Source organism: Endozoicomonas sp. PH6C (assembly GCF_059322965.1).
The window spans coordinates 5097833-5117807 of record NZ_CP185342.1; the positions used below are offsets into that span (position 1 = coordinate 5097833).

At 47.2% G+C, this 19975-nt stretch carries 4 protein-coding genes; all 4 read right to left on the reverse strand.

The window, feature by feature from the left end; all coding sequences use genetic code 11:
* Positions 1-246: 246 nt before the first annotated feature.
* Entirely contained in the window at positions 247-4734 is a 4488-nt protein-coding gene (locus tag ACOMG9_RS18865) for a hypothetical protein (protein ID WP_448218024.1), read from the reverse strand.
* 380 nt (positions 4735-5114) lie between these two features.
* Positions 5115-9428, reverse strand: coding sequence for a hypothetical protein (locus ACOMG9_RS18870; RefSeq protein WP_494529240.1), 4314 nt, complete (start codon positions 9426-9428; stop codon positions 5115-5117).
* 647 nt (positions 9429-10075) lie between these two features.
* Positions 10076-14995, reverse strand: a complete 4920-nt coding sequence (locus tag ACOMG9_RS18875) for a hypothetical protein (RefSeq protein WP_448218026.1) — start codon at positions 14993-14995, stop codon at positions 10076-10078.
* A gap of 380 nt (positions 14996-15375) precedes the next feature.
* On the reverse strand, positions 15376-19494 hold the full coding sequence (locus ACOMG9_RS18880) for a penta-EF hand family protein (protein WP_448218027.1): 4119 nt from the start codon (positions 19492-19494) through the stop codon (positions 15376-15378).
* Positions 19495-19975: the final 481 nt, after the last annotated feature.

Genomic DNA, 19975 nt, shown 5'->3' on the forward strand with positions numbered 1-19975 from the left:
GCAGAATCAGTGACCGGACCATCGAGCAGGCAGCTTTGTTTTGTTGTGAGCGTCTCATAGATCCAGGCAAATAAAATCAGCTTCTGTGAATCCATTCGCTAGTGGAAAAAATTCGTACGTCATCCGGCTTAGGCCTGATGATTCACGTTTGCGCTAGATTTTATAGCACCGCACTGGTGAGCTTTCCATAAACGGATTTGGCAGACAGTTTGTTTTTAGAAGCTTTATCAGACGACAAAAGTCTTTTTAGAAAATACTCCCACACCCATCAAGCAACTCCAGTTCCTGACAACTCTGATAAACATCAGGATCAACATCGGATAATAAAGGGTCTTGCTTTTTTAACTGTTCTATCTTACAGCACGCCCGTTGCCGCCATTCTTCCAGTATGCGGTTATCGGTATCGATTTTGGCTCTTTTAAGGAGGGTCACTGTATGCATAAGCTCCATTTCACTCTCGTACTCCTCCAGTAAATCCAGTATTTCGCTGCCAAAAATTTCTGTCTGGTTGAGCTTTAACCATAAACTGGCAAATGCCTGCTTTTGTGGTTCCAATTCATTCTCTGGCTGACATGCTTCAGCTTGCCTGAATTGAACGTTATCCAGTTTCTGCCATTGATCTGCAGTCAAATAATAGTGCTCAGATATCCCGGTGATTTTCAAAACAGTCCTGAACAGCTCTTCTGACCAGTTGCTGATGGCCATTTTTTCATCCTGTATTTCCAGCTGTGGCATTGGAAAGGGGTAGTTTTGAACTCCGTCACCTGGCACCTCAACCTCAAGCCACTGACCTTTGACGGTGAAAGACATCTCATTGAGGTTCTGCATCAACACAGCAATATAGCTCAGGGCTAACTGTTCTCCTGATGGGATAAGTCCGGAGACAGGTATCTCAACATGGTTATTGTCGCTTGTTCGCATCCCGGACAAAAAGTGATCGGGGATCTCGTTATCCCAGGGTAGAAGACTATGGGTTTTGAGCAGCGCTTCGAACAGTATCTGGATGCCTTCTTTGGTGATGTCATGGTTTTTTAGTTGCAGGCAGGCTTCAAGCAGCTTCTTTAACCAATGGCAAGAATGCTCTTTGCTGAGTTTTTGCAGAGCGCTCAACGAGGGAAACAGGTCGAACACAACCCGGGCATGGCTGGCATCCAGAAAACGCAGCTGATCATCCTTTGTTAAGGGTTGCAGGATTTCCAGATAGAGCCCTTGCATATATTCGAGTTTCAGCACCGCCGACAATGGTTGCAACAGGGCAGAGTACTGCTCCCATAGTCTTTTATCCGGCAATGACTTCAGCCGCTTGACAAAAAAGACAAAACGCTCCCTGTCTTCATCGCAAGAACACAGAAACATTGCTCTATTTAACACGCGCAAAGGCACGGCTTTCATTGAATGACGCCACAAAAAATGCCGATCCTGTTGATTAGCCTGAAGGTAACGTTTGACACTTTTCCCTCCAGAAGAAGATAAAAGTCCTGTTAATGATTCCAGCATCAGAAGCGTTTTAGTCTGTTCATGAAATTGGCAGAACTCTTTTAAAACCGTCCATGTTAGTGACCAGTCTGGCTTAGGGGTGGAAAGATAAAGAGCGACTGTTTTTATCAGGCGATTGCACTTGTAAACCTCTTCATTCTCTGAATCGCTACCGTATTGGTCATCTCCTTTATTATTCGAGTTGTTATGTTCTCCGGTAAATTCTGTAGACAGCCACTGTTTCAGTTGTGTTTCCTGATGTTGCAGCACTTCAGTAGCAGGTAGCCCTGCTGATGCCCAGAGCCTGGTCATAATTTGCAGCAGACCATGATTGGGTGCCCCCCGGTAACCTATCCAGCCCAGCACTTTTGTCACAGACTCATGTTTGGGCAAGCTCTTGCCATTATTCATGGACGAAAAAGCCCTGAACAACTGCATATTGAACTGGTCACCCCTGTGTTTCCATTCCGGCCAGTTCAGCACCTCTTTCACTTGCTCATGTTTGTGCATGCCCTGGCCATTATTCATGGACGAGAAAGATCGGAACAACTTCGTATTAAACTCGCCATCCTTGTCTTTCCATTCCGGCCAGCTCAGTAGCTCTCTCACTTCCTTTTGTTTGAGCATGCCTTTGTTACAATTCATGGATGAGAAGGAGCTGAACAGCTCCATATTGAACTCGCCATCCTGGCCTTTCCATTCTGGCCAGCCCAGCACCGCTTTCACTTCCTTTTGTTTAAGCATGCCTTTGCAATGATTCACAGACGAGAAGGAGCGGAACAACTTCGTATTAAACTCTTCATCGTTGTCTTTCCATTCCGGCCAGCCCAACACCTCTTTCACTTCCTTTTGTTTGAGCATGCCTTTGCCACTATTCATGGATGAGAAGGCGCGGAACAACTCCATACTGAACTCATCGTCCTTGTCTTTCCATTCCGGCCAGCCCAGCACCTCTTTCACTTGCTCATGTTTGAGCATGCCTTTGCCGTGATTTATAGACGAGAAGGAGCGGAACAGCTCCATACTGAACTCGCCATCCTTGTCTTTCCATTCCGGCCAGCCCAGAACCTCTTTCACTTCCTTTTGTTTGAGCATGCCTTTGCCACGATTCATAGATGAGAAGGAGCGGAACAGCTCCGTACTGAAATTGTCATCTTTGTCTTTCCACTCCGGCCAGCTCAGCACCGCTTTCACTTCCCCATGTTTAAGCATGCCTTTGCTATTATTCACGGATGAGAAAGAGCGGAACAGCTCCATACTGAACCTGCCATCCTTATCTTTCCATTCCGGCCAACCCAGCACCTCTTTCACTTGCTCATGTTTGAACATGCCTTTGCCATTATTCATAGACGAGAAGGAGCGGAACAGCTCCATACTGAACTCGCCATCCTTGCCTTTCCATTCCGGCCAGCCCAGCATCACTTTCACTTGTTCATGTTTGAGCATACCTTTGCAATGATTCATAGACGTAAAGGCGCGGAACAGCTCCGTACTGAAATCGCCATCCTTGTCTTTCCATTCCGGCCAGCCCAGCACCTCTTTCACTTGCTCACGTTTGAGCATGCCTCTGCCACTATTCATAGATGAGAAGGAGCGGAACAGCTCCATACTGAACTCGCCATCCTTGCCCTTCCATTCCGGCCAGCCCAGGACCTCTTTCACTACTTCATGTTTGGGCAAGCCCTGGCCATTGTTCATGGACGAAAAAGCGCGGAACAGTTCGATATTGAACTCGCCTTCCTTGTCTTTCCATTCCGGCCACCCCAGTATTGCTTTCACTTCCTTACGTGTGGGCACACCTTTGCGACTATTCATGGACGAGAAAGAAGTCACTAGATCTAAACTCGCTAAATATTCGAGTTCATTCTGGCTACGCTTTGCAAAACTACGGATATGTATTTTTCTATTACCCAGCATACCGGTCAGCATGCCTGTATTTTTGACGTTTTCAGAAAGATACCCAAAAAAAACGATGGCATTATCGAAGAAGCCATTAAAAGAATCTCTATCTACAAAACCAAGCAGCTTATAAAAAGTGTTTTTTACAGTGATGTTTTTTTCCTTGAATACCGCCATTAAGGTTTGCACTTTTTCCAGCTCTTCCTGACTTAATTCGTACTTGATATTTGCTTTTATTTTTTCCAATGGGTCATCGGGGATCTGTGTGTCTGGTGGTTTCTTTTTTTTGGCCGGTGGTGCAGTAGCTGCTGCTTTTGAATTATTTCTCTTTCTAGCTGGCTCCTTCTTTTTTTTCTGAGCAGGTTCTGATGAATCCGGCTCTGTTTCCTGCCGGGCTCGTTTTGCTCTTTTTTTACCGTAAGTGCCTGACAGGCATTTGTTGCATAAAAACGCTGAAGCTTCTGCCTTATTGGCTACACGTCTTAATTCCTGTTGATTCAGTGCTTTGTCACATTTTGAACAAGTGACAATTGAGTTACCCGTATCCTGCTCAACTGATGGACTCAGTGGATCATCGCCTCCACGACCATTGGCGCCTGTCGAACGGGTTCCCCTGTTACGGGCAGCAGATCCGCTTGTCTCACGGGCCTGACCTGTTGTCGCGGTCGTTGATGCTTTGGTCGTTTGGGAGGTTGTATTCTTTTTCCCGTTACCCTTCTGTCGGCCAGAATATTTGCCAGAAACCATCTCACGGTAAACTCTGAGTTCCTGACCATTCTCTGCCAGCCATGTCTGAACCAGCCCCGGTTGAATCGTAGCAGGGTCTGACCCTTCCAGATCAAGAAGATCGGCTTCAATTACCATGATCCGGTCTGACAAAATCCGGGCCAGCGTTGTTTGGCCTGCCATAATCGCCCATAGTCGTTTGATTTGTAATATTATAAGCAGTTGCTTTTTTTGCTGCAGGCAAGTTTGGACAGGATCAGGAACAAGGGTAAGGTCAGGTTGGGGGTCTGGGTCAGGACTCCCGCTGTTTCCGTCAGGTGGCTTATCGTCATCACTTCCTCCGTCAGTGCCCCTGGCGATCAGACCATTAGAAGTGTTCTCCAAAACTTCAGGGGGCACGTAAAACTCCAACAACTCGTTCCCACACTCCGGAGGCTGTCGCAAAACTCCAACAGCTCGTTCCCATGCTCTGAGGTCGTCATTCCCGCGAAGGCGGGAATCCAGCGCCAACGGTGGATCCCTGCCTTCTCGGGGATGACAAGGCCAGGGGGGCACCGGGCAGTATGGTTCTGGTGGTGAGTCAGTGTGGATTCCCGCCTTCGCGGGAATGAAGCCGGGAATGAAGGGAGTCAACTCGTGACACCCTCGAAGAGAATCGGGCTGTTCAGGTACAGCTAACTTATGGGAATACAGGAAATGAGCTGGTAGCGGGCTTGAGCCGACTAATTCCAATGCATGCAGCGAATCCCCAAACGACATCGTCACTAGCACAAGCAGTGATCGGACCATCGAGCAGGCAGCTTTTTTTTGCTGTGAGCGTCTCATAGATCCAGGCTAATAAAATCAGCTTCTGTGAATCCATTCGCTAGTGGAAAAAATTCGTACGTCATCCGGCTTAGGCCTGATGATTCACGTTTGCGCTAGATTTTATAGCACCGCACTGGCAAGCTTGCCATAAACGGATTTGGCAGACAGTTGATTTTTAGAAGCTTTATAAGACGACACAAGTCTTTTTAGATAATACTCCCGCATCCATCAAGCAACTCCAGTTCCAGACAACCCTGATAAACATCAGGATCAACATCGGATAATAAAGGGTCTTGCTTTTTTAACTGCTCTATTTTACTGCACGCCCGTTGCCTCCATACTTCCAATATGTGAGTAGCGCTATCGATTTTGGCTTTTTTAAGGAGGGTCACTGTATGCATAAGCTCCATTTCGCTCTCGTACTCCTCCAGTAAATTCAGTATTTCGCTGCCAAAAATTTCTGTCTGGTTCAGCTTTAACCATAAACTGGAAAATGCCTGTTTTTGTGGTTCCAATTCATTCTCTGGCTGACAGGCTTCAGCTTGCCTGGATTGAACGTTATCCAGTTTCTGCCATTGATCTGCAGTCAAATAATAGTGTTCAGATATCCCGGTGATTTTCAAAAAAGTCCTGAACTGCTCTTCTGACCAGTTGTTGATTGCCATCTTTTCATCCTGTATTTCCAGCTGTGGCATTGGAAATCGGTAGTTTTGAACTCCGTCACCTGGCACCTCAAGCCACTGCCCTTTGACGGTAAAAGACATCTCATTAAGGTTCTGCATCAACACAGCGATATAGCTCAGGGCCAACTGTTCTCCTGATTGGATAAGTCCGGAGACAGGTATCTCAACATGGTTGTTGTCGGTTGTTCGCATCCCGGACAGAAAGTGATCGGGAATATCGTTATCCCAGGGTAGAAGACTATGGGTTTTTAGCAGCGCTTCAAACAGTATCTGGATGCCTTCTCTGGTGATGTCATGGGTTTTTAGTTGCAGGCAGGCTTTAAGCAGCTTGTTTAACCAATGGGAAGAATGCTCTTTGCTGAGTTTTTGCAGGGCGCTCAACGAGGGAAACAGATCGAATACAGCCTGGGCATGGCTGGCATCCAGAAAACGCAGCTGCTCACCTTTTGTTAAGGGTTGCAGGATTTCCAGATAGAGCCTTTGCATAGAGTCGAGTTTCAGCACTCCTGACAATGGTTGCAACAGAGCTGAATACTGCTCCCATAATCTTTTATCCGGCAATGACTTCAGCCGCTTGGCAAAATAAACAAAACGCTCCCTGTCTTCATCGCAAGAACACAGGAACATTGCTTTATTTAACACACGCAAAGGCACGGCTTTCATTGAATGACGCCACAAAAAATGCCGATCCTGTTGATTAGCCTGAAGGTAGCGTTTGACGCTTTTCCCTCCGGAAGAAGATAAAAATCCTGTCAATGATTCCAGCATCAGAAGCGTTTCAGTCTCTTTATGTAATTGGCAGAACTGTTTTAAAACTGTCCATCTTAGCAACCACTCTGGTTTAGGGGTAGAAAGATAAAGAGCGACTGTTTTTATCAGGCGATTATATTTATCATCTCCTTCATTATCCGGGTTGCTGTGTTCTCCGGTAAGTTCTGCAGGCAGTAACTGTTTCAGTTGTGTTTCCCAGTGTTGCAGCAGCTTGATAGCAAGTAGCCCTTCTGATACCCAGAGCCTGGGCATGATTTGCAGTAGCCTGTGATTGGGCGTCCCCCGGCAATCTATCCAGTCCAGCACTTTTTTCACTTCCTCATGTTTGAGCATGCCTTTGCCACTATTCATAGATGAGAAGGCGCGGAACAGCTCAATATTGAACTCGCCATCCTTGTCTTTCCATTCCAGCCAGCCCAGCACCTCTTTGACTTCCTCATGTTTAATCATGCTCTGGCTGCTATTCATAGACGAGAAGGAGCGGAACAACTCTATATTGAACTCACCATCCCTGTTTTTCCATTCCGGCCAGCCCAGCACCTCTTTCACTTCCTCTTGTTTGAGCATGCCTTTGCCACTATTCATGGATGAGAAGGCGCGGAACAGCTCTACAATGAACTCGCCATCCTTGTCTTTCCATTCCGGCCAGCCCAGCACCTCTTTCACTTCCTCTTGTTTGGGCATGCCTTTGCCATGATTCATAGACGAGAAGGAGCGGAACAGCTCCATAATGAACTCGCCATCCTTGTCTTTCCATTCAGGCCAGCCGAGCACCTCTTTCACTTCCTCATGTTTGAGCACGCCTTTGCAACGACTCATAGATGAGAAGGAGCGGAAGAGCTCAATGTTGAACTCGCCATCCTTGTCTTTCAATTCCGGCCAGCCCAGCACCTCTTTCACTTCCTCATGTTTAATCATGCCCTTGCTGCTATTCATCGACGAGAAGGCGCGGAACAGCTCAATGTTGAACTCGCTATCCTTGTCTTTCCATTCCGGCCAACCCAGAATCTCTCTAACTTCCTCATGTCTGAAGATGCCTTTGCCATGACTCATAGACGAGAAGGAACGGAGCAGCTCCATACTGAACTCACCATCCTTGTCTTTCCATTCCGGCCAGCTCAGCACCTCTTTCACTTGCTCATGTTTGAGCATGCCCTTGCCATTGTTCATGGATGAGAAGGAGCGGAGCAGCTCCATACTGAACTCACCATCCTTGTCTTTCCATTCCGACCAACCCAGCACCTCTTTCACTTGCTCATGTTTCAGGATGCCTTTGCCATGGTTCATAGACGAGAAGGAGCGAAACAGCTCCATATTGAACTCGCCATACTTGTCTCTCCATTCCGGCCAACCCAGAATCTCTCTAACTTCCTCATGTCTGAGGATGCCTTTGCCATGCCTCATAGACGAGAAGGAACGGAGCAGCTCCATACTGAACTCACCATCCTTGTCTTTCCATTCCGGCCAGCTCAGCACCTCTTTCACTTGCTCATGTTTGAGCATGCCCTTGCCATTGTTCATGGATGAGAAGGAGCGGAGCAGCTCCATACTGAACTCACCATCCTTGTTTTTCCATTCCGACCAACCCAGCACCTCTTTCACTTGCTCATGTTTCAGGATGCCTTTGCTATGGTTCATGGACGAGAAGGAACGGAATAACTCCATACTGAACTCGCCATCCTCGTCTTTCCACTCCGGCCAGCTCAGCACCTCTTTCACTTCCTCTTGTTTGAGCATGCCTTTACCACTGTTCATGGATGAGAAGGAGCGGAATAGCTCAATACTGAACTCGCCATCCTTGTCTTTCCATTCCGACCAGGCCAGCACCTCTTTCACTTCCTCATGTTTGAGCATGCCTTTACTACTGTTCATGGATGATAAGGAGCGGAACAGTTCCATACTGAACTCGCCATCCCCGTCTTTCCACTCCGGCCAGCCCAGCACCTCTTTCACTTGTTCATGTTTCAGCATGCCTTTGCTACAATTCATTGACGAGAAGGATCGGAACAACTTCGTATTAAACCCGCCATCCCTGTCTTTCCATTCCGGCCAGCCCAGTATTGCTTTCACTTCCTTATTTGTGGGCACACCTTTGCCATTATTCATGGACGAAAAAGAAGTCACTACATCTAAACTCGCTAAATATTCGAGTTCATCCTGGCTACGCTCTGCAAAACTACGGATATGTTTTTTGCCATTATTCAGCATGCCGGTCAGCATGCCTGTATTTTTAACGTTTTCAGAAAGGTGCCCAAAAAAGGCGGCGGCATTATCGTAGAAGCCATTAAAAGAATCTCTATCTACGAAACCAAGCAGCTTATAAAAAGTGTACTTTACAGTGATGTTTTTTTTCTTGAATACCGCCACCAGGGTTTGCACTTTTTTCAGCTCTTCCTGACTTAATTCGTACTTGATGTTTGCTTTTATTTTTTCCCATGGGTCATCGGGAATTTGAGTGTCTGGCGGTTTCTTTTTTTTGGCCGCTGGTTCAGCAACAGCGGTTGAATTATTTCTCTTTCTACCCGGGCCCTTCTTTTTTTTCGGAGCGGGCTCTGATGAATCCGGTTCTGCTTCTTCCCGGATTCGTCTTACCTTTTTGTTACCTTGAATGCCCGACAGGCACTTGTTGCACAACAACGCTGAAGCTGCTGTCTGATTTGCTACACGTTCTAATTCCTGAGGATTCAATGCCTTGTCACACTTCGAACAAGTGACAACCGAATGTCCGGTATTCTGCTCAGCTGAGGGTTTCAGTGGGTCATCGCCTCCACGACCATTGGCGCCTGTCGAACCGGTTCTTCTGTTACGGGCAGCAGATCCGCTTGTCTGGCCAGTCTGACCTGTTGCTGCGGTCGTTGATGCTTTGGTCGTTCGGGAGGATGAATTCTTTTTCCCGTTACTCACCTGCCGGCCAGAATATTTGTCAGAAACCATCTCACGGTAAACTCTGAGTTCCTGACCATTCTCTGCCAGCCATGTCTGAACCAGCCCCGGTTGAATCGTGCCAGGGTCTGACCTTTCCAGATCAAGAAGATCGGCTGCAATCACCATGATCCGGTCTGACAAAATCCGGGCCAGCGTTGTTTGGCCTGTTATAATTGCCCATAGTCGTTTGATTCGTAATATTATAAGCAGTTGCTTTTTTTGCTGCAGGCAAGTTTGGACAGGATCAGGAACAAGGGTAAGGTCAGGTTGGGGGTCTGGGTCAGGACTCCCGCTGTTTCCGTCAGGTGGCTTATCGTCATCCGACGTGGGAATGCATACCCCCCCTGAAAGCCGGATACTGCAACTTGAGATAACATACGGGTTCCCACGTCGGCCTAAAAGCGTGGGGGTCAGGGTCCATCGAAGAGAATCGGGCTGTTCAGGTACAGCTAACTTATGGGAATACAGGAAATGAGCTGGTAGCGGGCTTGAGCCGACTAATTCCAATGCATGCAGCGAATCCCCAAACGACATCGTCACTAGCACAAGCAGTGATCGGACCATCGAGCAGGCAGCTTTTTTTTGCTGTGAGCGTCTCATAGATCCAGGCTAATAAAATCAGCTTCTGTGAATCCATTCGCTAGTGGAAAAAATTCGTACGTCATCCGGCTTAGGCCTGATGATTCACGTTTGCGCTAGATTTTATAGCACCGCACTGGCAAGCTTGCCATAAACGGATTTGGCAGACAGTTGATTTTTAGAAGCTTTATAAGACGACACAAGTCTTTTTAGATAATACTCCCGCATCCATCAAGCAACTCCAGTTCCAGACAACCCTGATAAACATCAGGATCAACCTCGGATAATAAAGGGTCTTGCTTTTTTAACTGCTCTATTTTACTGCACGCCCGTTGCCTCCATACTTCCAATATGTGAGTAGCGCTATCGATTTTGGCTTTTTTAAGGAGGGTCACTGTATGCATAAGCTCCATTTCACTCTCGTACTCCTCCAGTAAATTCAGTATTTCGCTGCCAAAAATTTCTGTCTGGTTGAGCTTTAACCATAAACTGCCGAACGCCTGTTTTTGTGGTTCCAATTCATTCTCTGGCTGACAGGCTTCAGCTTGCCTGGATTGAACGTTATCCAGTTTCTGCCATTGATCTGCAGTCAAATAATAGTGTTCAGATATCCCGGTGATTTTCAAAAAAGTCCTGAACTGCTCCTCTGACCAGTTGTTGATTGCCATCTTTTCATCCTGTATTTCCAGCTGTGGCATTGGAAATCGGTAGTTTTGAACTCCGTCACCTGGCACCTCAAGCCACTGCCCTTTGACGGTAAAAGACATCTCATTAAGGTTCTGCATCAACACAGCGATATAGCTCAGGGCCAACTGTTCTCCTGATTGGATAAGTCCGGAGACAGGTATCTCAACATGGTTGTTGTCGGTTGTTCGCATCCCGGACAGAAAGTGATCGGGGATATCGTAATCCCAGGGTAGAAGACTATGGGTTTTTAGCAGCGCTTCAAACAGCATCTGGATACCTTCTTTGGTGATGTCATGGGTTTTTAGTTGCAGGCAGGCTTCAAGCAGCTTGTTTAGCCAATGGGAAGAGTGCTCTTTGCTGAGTTTTTGCAAGGCGCTCAACGAGGGAAACAGATCGAATACAGCCTGAGCATGGCTGGCATCCAGAAAACGCAGCTGATCATCCTTTGTTAAGGGTTGCAGGATTTCCAGATAGAGCCTTTGCATAGAGTCGAGTTTCAGCACCCCTGACAATGCTTGCAATAGGGTAGAGTACTGCTCCCATAGTCTTTTATCCGGCAATGACTTCAGCCGCTTGGCAAAATAGACAAAACGCTCCCTGTCTTCATCGGAAGAACAAAGGAACATTGCTCTATTTAACACGCGCAAAGGCACGGCTTTCATTGAATGACGCCACAAAAAATGCCGATCCAGTTGATTAGCCTGAAGGTAGCGCTTGACGCTTTTCCCTCCAGAAGAAGATAAAAATCCTATCAATGATTCCAGCATCAGAGCCGTTTTAGTCTCTTTATGCAATTGGCAGAACTGTTTTAAAACCGTCCATTTTAGCGACCAGTCTGGCTTAGGGGTGGAAAGATAAAGAGCGACTGTTTTTATCTGGCGATTGTATTTATCATCTCCTTCATTATCCGGATTGCTGCATTCTCCGGTAAGTTCTGTAAGCAGTAACTGTTTCAGTTGTGTTTCCCAATGTTGCAGCATCTTGGTAGCAGGTAGCCCTTCTGATACCCAGAGCCTGGGCATGATTTGCAGTAGCCTGTGATTGGGCGCCCCCCGGCAACTTGTCCAGTCCAGCACTTTTTTCACAGGCTCATGTTTGGGCAAGCCCTGGCTGTGATTCATGGACGAGAAAACGCGTAACAGCTTCATATTGAGCTCGCCACCCTTCTGTTTCCATTCCGGCCAGCCCAGCACCTCTTTCACTTCCTTTTGTTTGAGCATGCCTTTACCATTGTTCATGGACGAGAAGGAGCGGAACAGCTCCATATTGAAATCGCCATTCCTGTCTTTCCATTCCAACCAACCCAGCACCTCTTTCACTTCCTCATGTTTAATCATGCCCTTGCTGCTATTCATGGATGAGAAAGAGCGGAACAACTCCATATTGAACTCGCCATCCTTGTCTTTCCATTCCAGCCAGCCCAGCACCTCTTTCACTTTCTCATGTTTGAGGATGCATTTGCCATGATTCATGGACGAGAAGGAGCGGAACAGCTCCATATTGAAATCGCCATTCCTGTCTTTCCATTCCAACCAACCCAGCACCTCTTTCACTTCCTCATGTTTAATCATGCCCTTGCTGCTATTCATGGATGAGAAAGAGCGGAACAACTCCATATTGAACTCGCCATCCTTGTCTTTCCATTCCAGCCAGCCCAGCACCTCTTTCACTTTCTCATGTTTGAGGATGCATTTGCCATGATTCATGGACGAGAAGGCGTGGAACAGCTCCATACTGAACTGACCGTCCTTGTCTTTCCATTCCACCCAGCCCAGCACCTCTTTCACTTCCTCATGTTTAATCATGCCCTTGCTGCTATTCATGGATGAGAAGGAACGGAACAGCTCCATACTGAACTCGCCATCCTCGTCTTTCCATTCCGGCCAGCCCAGCACCTCTTTCACTTGCTCATGTTTGAGCATGCCTTTACCATGATTCATAGACGAGAAGGATCGGAACAACTTCGTATTAAACTCGCCATCCCTGTCTTTCCATTCCGGCCAGTTCAGCACCTCTTCCACTTCCTTTTGTTTGAGCATGCCTTTGCCATGATTCATGGATGAGAACGAGCGGAACAGCTTCATACTGAACATGCCATACTTGTCCTTCCATTCCGGCCAGCCCAGCACCTCTTTCACTTCCTTTTTTTTGAACACGCCTTTACCACTGTTCATGGATAAGAAAGAGCGGAACAGCTCCATACTGAACTCGCCATCCTTGTCTTTCCATTCCGGCCAGCCCAGCACCTCTTTCACTTGCCCATGTTTGAGCATGCCTTTACCATTGTTCATGGATGAGAAGGAGCGGAACAGCTCCATGTTGAAATCGCCATCCTTGTCTTTCCATTCCGGCCAGCCCAGCACCTCTTTCACTTGCCCATGTTTGAGGTTGCCTTTGCTATGATTCATAGACGAGAAGGAGCGGAACAGCTCAATGTTGAAATCGCCATTCTTGTCTTTCCATTCCGGCCAACCCAGCACCTCTTTCACTTGCCCATGTTTGAGGATGCCTTTGCTATGATTCATAGACGAGAAGGAGCGGAACAGCTCCATGTTGAAATCGCCATCCTTGTCTTTACATTCCGGCCAACCCAGCACCTCTTTCACTTGCTCATGTTTGAGGATACCTTTGCCATGATTCATAGACGAGAAGGCGCGGAACAGCTCCATACTGAACTCGCCATCCTTGTCCTTCCATTCCGGCCAGCCCAGTACCTCTTTCACCTCCTCATGTTTAATCATGCCCTTGCTGCTATTCATGGATGAGAAGGAGCGGAACAGCTCCATACTGAACTCGCCATCCTTGTCTTTCCATTCCGGCCAGCCCAACACCTCTTTCACTTGTTCATGTTTGAGCAAGCCTTTGCCACTATTCATTGACGAGAAGGATCGGAACAACTTCGTATTAAACTTGCCATCCCTGTCTTTCCATTCTGGCCAGCCCAATATTGCTTTCACTTCCTTATTTGTAGGCACACCCCTGTAATTATTCATAGACGAGAAAGAAGTCACTACATCTAACCTCGCTAAATATTCGAGTTCATCCTGGCTACGCTGCGCAAAACTACGGATATGGTTTTTTCTATTATTCAGCATGCTGGTCAGCATGCCTGTATTTTTGACGTTTTCAGAAAGGTGACCAAAAAAGGTGGCGGCATTATCGAAGAAACCATTAAAAGACTTTCTATCTACAAGACCAGACAGCTTATAAAAAGTATTTTTTACAGTGATGTTTTTTTTCTTGAATACCGCCATCAGGGTTTGCAATTTTTTCAGCTCTTCCTGACTTAATTCGTACTTGATATTTGTTTTTATTTTTTCCAATGGGTCATCGGGGATCTGATTGTCTGCCGGTTTCTTTTTTTTGGCCGCTGGTTCAGCAACAGCTGTTGAATTTTTTCTCTTTCTACCCGGGCCCTTCTTTTTTTTCGGAGCGGGTTCTGGTGAATCCGGTTCTGCTTCTTCCCGGACTCGTCTTACCCTTTTGTTGCCTTGAATGCCCGACAGGCACTTGTCGCACAACAACGCTGAAGCTGCTGTCTGATTTGCTACACGTCCTAACTCCTGTGGATTCAATGTCTTGTCACACTTCGAACAAGCGACAAGCGAATTTCCGGTATTCTGCTCGGCTGAGGGGTTTAGTGGGTCATCGTCTCCACGACCATTGGCGCCTGTCGAACCGGTTCCCCTTTTACGGGCAGCAGGTCCCCTTGTCTGACCTGTCTGACCTGTTGCGGCGGTCGTTGATGCTTTGGTCGTTCGGGAGGATGAATTCTTTTTCCCGTTACCCGTCTGTCGGCCAGAATATTTGCCAGAAACCATCTCACGGTAAACTCTGAGTTCCTGACCATTCTCTGCCAGCCATGTTTGAACCAGCCCCGGTTGAATCGTAGCAGGGTCTGACCCTTCCAGATCAAGAAGATCGGCTTCAATTACCATGATCCGGTCTGACAAAATCCGGGCCAGCGTTGTTTGGCCTGCCATAATCGCCCATAGTCGTTTGATTTGTAATATTATAAGCAGTTGCTTTTTTTGCTGCAGGCAAGTTTGGACAGGATCAGGAACAAGGGTAAGGTCAGGTTGGGGGTCTGGGTCAGGACTCCCGCTGTTTCCGTCAGGTGGCTTATCGTCATCACTTCCTCCGTCAGTGCCCCTGGCGATCAGACCATTAGAAGTGTTCTCCAAAACTTCAGGGGGCACGTAAAACTCCAACAACTCGTTCCCACACTCCGGAGGCTGTCGCAAAACTCCAACAGCTCGTTCCCATGCTCTGAGGTCGTCATTCCCGCGAAGGCGGGAATCCAGCGCCAACGGTGGATCCCTGCCTTCTCGGGGATGACAAGGCCAGGGGGGCACCGGGCAGTATGGTTCTGGTGGTGAGTCAGTGTGGATTCCCGCCTTCGCGGGAATGACGACAATTAAGCCGGGAATGACGGGAGTCAACTCGTGACACCCTCGAAGAGAATCGGGCTGTTCAGGTACAGCTAACTTATGGGAATACAGGAAATGAGCTGGTAGCGGGCTTGAGCCGACTAATTCCAATGCATGCAGCGAATCCCCAAACGACATCGTCACTAGCACAAGCAGTGATCGGACCATCGAGCAGGCAGCTTTTTTTTGCTGTGAGCGTCTCATAGATCCAGGCTAATAAAATCAGCTTCTGTGAATCCATTCGCTAGTGGAAAAAATTCGTACGTCATCCGGCTTAGGCCTGATGATTCACGTTTGCGCTAGATTTTATAGCACCGCACTGGCAAGCTTGCCATAAACGGATTTGGCAGACAGTTGATTTTTAGAAGCTTTATAAGACGACACAAGTCTTTTTAGATAATACTCCCGCATCCATCAAGCAACTCCAGTTCCAGACAACCCTGATAAACATCAGGATCAACATCGGATAATAAAGGGTCTTGCTTTTTTAACTGTTCTATCTTACTGCATGCCCGTTGCCGCCATTCTTCCAGTATGCAGTTATCGGTATCAATTCTGGCTTTTTTAAGGAGGGTCACTGTATGCATAAGCTCCATTTCACTCTCATACTCCTCCAGTAAATTCACTATTTCGCTGCCAAAAATTTCTGTCTGGTTGAGCTTTAACCATAAACTGCCGAACGCCTGTTTTTGTGGCTCCAATTCATTCTCTGTTTGACATACTTCAGCTTGCCTGGATTGAACGTTATCCTGTTTCTGACATTGATCTGCAGTCAAATAATAGTGTTCAGATATCCCGGTGATTTTCAAAAAAGTCCTGAACTGCTCCTCTGACCAGTTGCTGATGGCCATTTTTTCACTCTGTATTTTCAGCTGTGGCATTGGGTAGCGATAGGTCTGAACATCATCACCCGATACTTGAACCTCAAGCCACTGACCTTTGACGGTAAAAGACATCTTATTGAGGTTCTGCATCAACACAGAGATATAGCTCAAGGCCAACTGTTCTCCTGATGGGATAAGTCCGGAGACAGGTATCTCAACATGGCTGTTGTCGGTCGTTTGCATCCCGGACAGAAAGTGATCGGGAATATCGTTATCCCAGGGTAGACGACTATGGGTTTTGAGCAGCGCTTCAAACAGTATCTGGATGCCTTCTTTGGTGATGTCATGGGTTTTTAGTTGCAGGCAGGCTTCAAGCAGCTTGTTTAACCAATGGGAAGAATGCTCTTTGCTGAGTTTTTGCAGGGCGCTCAACGAGGGAAAAAAATCGAATACAGCCCGGGCATGACTGGCATCCAGAAAACGCAGCTGATCATCTTTTGTTAAGGGTTGCAGGATTTCCAGATAGAACCTTTGCATATATTCGAGTTTCAGCACTCCTGACAATGATTGCAACAGGGCAGAGTACTGCTCCCATAGTCTTTTATCCGGTAATAACTTCAGCCGCTTGGCAAAAAAGACAAAACGCTCCCTGTCTTCTTCGGAAGAACAAAGCAACATTGCTCTATTTAACACGCGCAAAGGCACGGCTTTCATTGAATGACGCCACAAAAAATGCCGATCCTGTTGATTAGCCTGAAGGTAGCGTTTGACACTTTTCCCTCCAGAAGAAGATAAAAGTCCTGTCAATGATTCCAGTATCAGAAGCGTTTCAGTCTCTTTATGTAATTGGCAGAACTGTTTTAAAACTGTCCATCTTAGCAACCACTCTGGTTTAGGGGTAGAAAGATAAAGAGCGACTGTTTTTATCAGGCGATTATATTTATCATCTCCTTCATTATCCGGGTTGCTGTGTTCTCTGGTAAGTTCTTTAAGCAGTAACTGTTTCAGTTTTGTTTCCCGGTGTTGCAGCATCTTGATAGCAGGTAGCCCTTCTGATACCCAGAGCCTGGGCATGATTTGCAGTAGCCTGTGATTGGGTACCCCCCGGCAATCTATCCAGTCCAGCACTTTTTTCACAGGCTCATGTTTGGGCAAGCCTTGGCTGTGATTCATGGACGAGAAAACGTGGAACAGCTCCATATTGAACTCGCCACCCTTGTGTTTCCATTCAGGCCAACCCAACATCTCTTTCACTTCCTTTTGTTTGAGCATGCCTTTGCCATGATTCATAGACGAGAAGGAGCTGAACAGCTCCATGTTGAACTCGCCATCCTTATCCTTCCATTCCGGCCAACCCAGCACCTCTTTCACTTGTTCATGTTTGAGCAGCATGCCTTTGCCACTATTCATTGACGAGAAGGATCGGAACAACTTCGTATTAAACTCGCCATCCCTGTCTTTCCATTCCGGCCAGCCCAGCACATCCTCCACTTCCTCTTGTTTGAGCATGCCTTTACCATTGTGCATGGATGAGAAGGAGCGGAACAGCCCAATGTTGAACTCGCCATCCTTGTCTTTCCATTCCAGCCAGCCCAGCACCTCTTTCACTTCCTCATGATTAATCATGCCCTTGCTGCTATTCATGGATGAGAAAGATCGGAACAACTCCATATTGAACACGCCATCCTTGTCTTTCCATTCCAGCCAGCCCAGCACCTCTTTCATTTCCGCATGTTTAATCATGCCCTTGCCGCTATTCATGGATGAGAAGGAGCGGAACAGCTCCATACTGAACTCGCCATCCTTGCCTTTCCATTCCGGCCAGGCGAGCACCTCTTTCACTTGCTCATGTTTGAGGATGCCTTTGCCATGATTCATAGACGAGAAGGCGCGGAACAGCTCGATATTGAACTCTCCATACTTGTCTTTCCATTCAGGCCAACCCAGCATCTCTTTCACTTCCTTTTGTTTGAGCATGCCTTTGCCACTATTCATGGATGAGAAGGAGCGTAAAAGCTCCATACTGAACTCGCCATCCCTGTCTTTCCATTCCGACCAACCCAGCACCTCTTTCACTTGCTCATGTTTCAGGATACCTTTACTATGATTAATAGACGAAAAGGAGCGGAACAGCTCCATATTGAACTCGCCATCCCTGTCCTTCCATTCCGGCCAGTTCAGCACTTCTTTCACTTCCTTTTGTTTGAGCATGCCTTTGCCATGATTCATGGATGAGAAGGAGCGGAAAAGCTCCATACTGAACTCGCCATCCTTGTTCTTCCATTCCGGCCAGCCCAGCACCTCTTTCACTTCCTTTTGTTTGAGCATGCCTTTGCAACTATTCATGGATGAGAAGGAGCGGAAAAGCTCCATACTGAACTCGCCCTCGCTGTCTTTCCATTCCGACCAACCCAGCACCTCTTTCACTTGCTCATGTTTGAGCATGCCTTTGCCATGATTCATGGATGAGAAGGAGCGGAACAGCTCCATGTTGAACCCGCCATCCTTGTCTTTCCATTCCGGCCAGCTCAGCACCTCTTTCACTTCCTCTTGTTTGAGCACGCCTTTACAAGTGTTCATGGATGAGAAGGAGCGGAAAAGCTCTATACTGAAGTCGCCATCCTTGTCTTTCAATTCCGGCCAGCCCAGTGTTGCTTTCACTTCCTTATTTGTGGGCACACCTTTGCCATTATTCATGGACGAGAAAGAAGTCACTGCATCTAAACTCGCTAAATATTCGAGTTCATCCTGGCTACGCTCTGCAAAACTACGGATATGTTTTTTGCTATTGTTCAGCATGCCGGTCAGCATGCCTGTATTTTTGAAGTTTTCAGAAAGGTGCCCAAAAAAGGCGGCGGCATTATCGAAGAAGCCATTAAAAGAATCTCTATCTACGAAACCAAGCAGCTTATAAAAAGTGTTTTTTACAGTGATGTTTTTTTTCTTGAATATCGCCATCAGGGTTTGCACTTTTTTCAGCTCTTCCTGACTTAATTCGTACTTGATATTTGCTTTTATTTTTTCTAACGGATCATCTGGAATTTGAGTGTCAGCCGGTTTCTTTTTTTTGGCCGCTGGTTCAGCAACAGCTGTTGAATTATTTCTCTTTCTACCCGGGCCCTTCTTTTTTTTCGGAGCAGGTTCTGGTGAATCCGGTTCTGCTTCTTCCCTGATTTGTCTTACCCTTTTGTTACCTTGAATGCCCGACAGGCACTTGTTGCACAACAACGCTGAAGCTGCTGTCTGATTTGCTACACGTCCTAATTCCTGTGGATTCAATGCCTTGTCACACTTCGAACAAGTGACAACCGAATTTCCGGTATTCTGCTCAGCTGAGGGTTTCAGTGGGTCATCGCCTCCACAACCATTGGCGCCTGTCGAACCGGTTCCCAAGTTACGGGCAGAAGATCCACTTGTCTGGCCGGTCTGAACTGTTGTTGCGGTCGTTGATGCTTTGGTCGTTCGGGAGGATGAATTCTTTTTCCCGTTACCCGCCTGTCGGCCAGAGTATTTGCCAGAAACCATCTCACGGTAAACTCTGAGTTCCTGGCCATCCTCTGCCATCCATTTCTGAACCAGCCCCGGTTGAATCGTGCCAAGGTCTGACCTTTCCAGATCAAGAAGATCGGCTTCAATCACCATAATCCGGTCTGACAAAATCCGGGACAGGGTGGTCTGGCCTGCCATAATCGCCCATAGTCGTTTGATTTGTAATATTACAAGTAGTTGCTTTTTTTGCTGCAGACAAGTTTGGACAGGATCAGGAATAAGGGTAAGGACAGGTTGGGGTTCTGGGTCAGGACTCCCGCTGTTTCCGTCAGGTGGCTTATCGTCATCCGACGTGGGAATGCATACCCCCCCTGAAAGCCGGATACTGCAACTTGAGATAACATACGGGTTCCCACGTCGGCCTAAAAGCGTGGGGGTCAGGGTCCATCGAAGAGGATCGGGCTGTTCAGGTTCAGCCAACTTATGGGAATACAGGAAATGAGCGGGTAGCGGGCTTGACCCGAATAATTCCAATGCATGCAGCGAATCCCCAAACAACATCGTCACTAGCAGAAGCAGTGATCGGACCATCGAGCAGGCAGCTTTTTTTTGTTGTGAGCGTCTCATAGATCCAGGCTAATAAAATCAGCTTCTGTGAATCCATTCGCCAGTGGAAAAA

What these genes read in the sequence shown, in the direction of transcription:
- ACOMG9_RS18880 (WP_448218027.1), bottom strand. Translation starts at nt 19,494, where the DNA reads ATGGCAGGCCAGACCACCCTGTCCCGGATTTTGTCAGACCGGATTATG.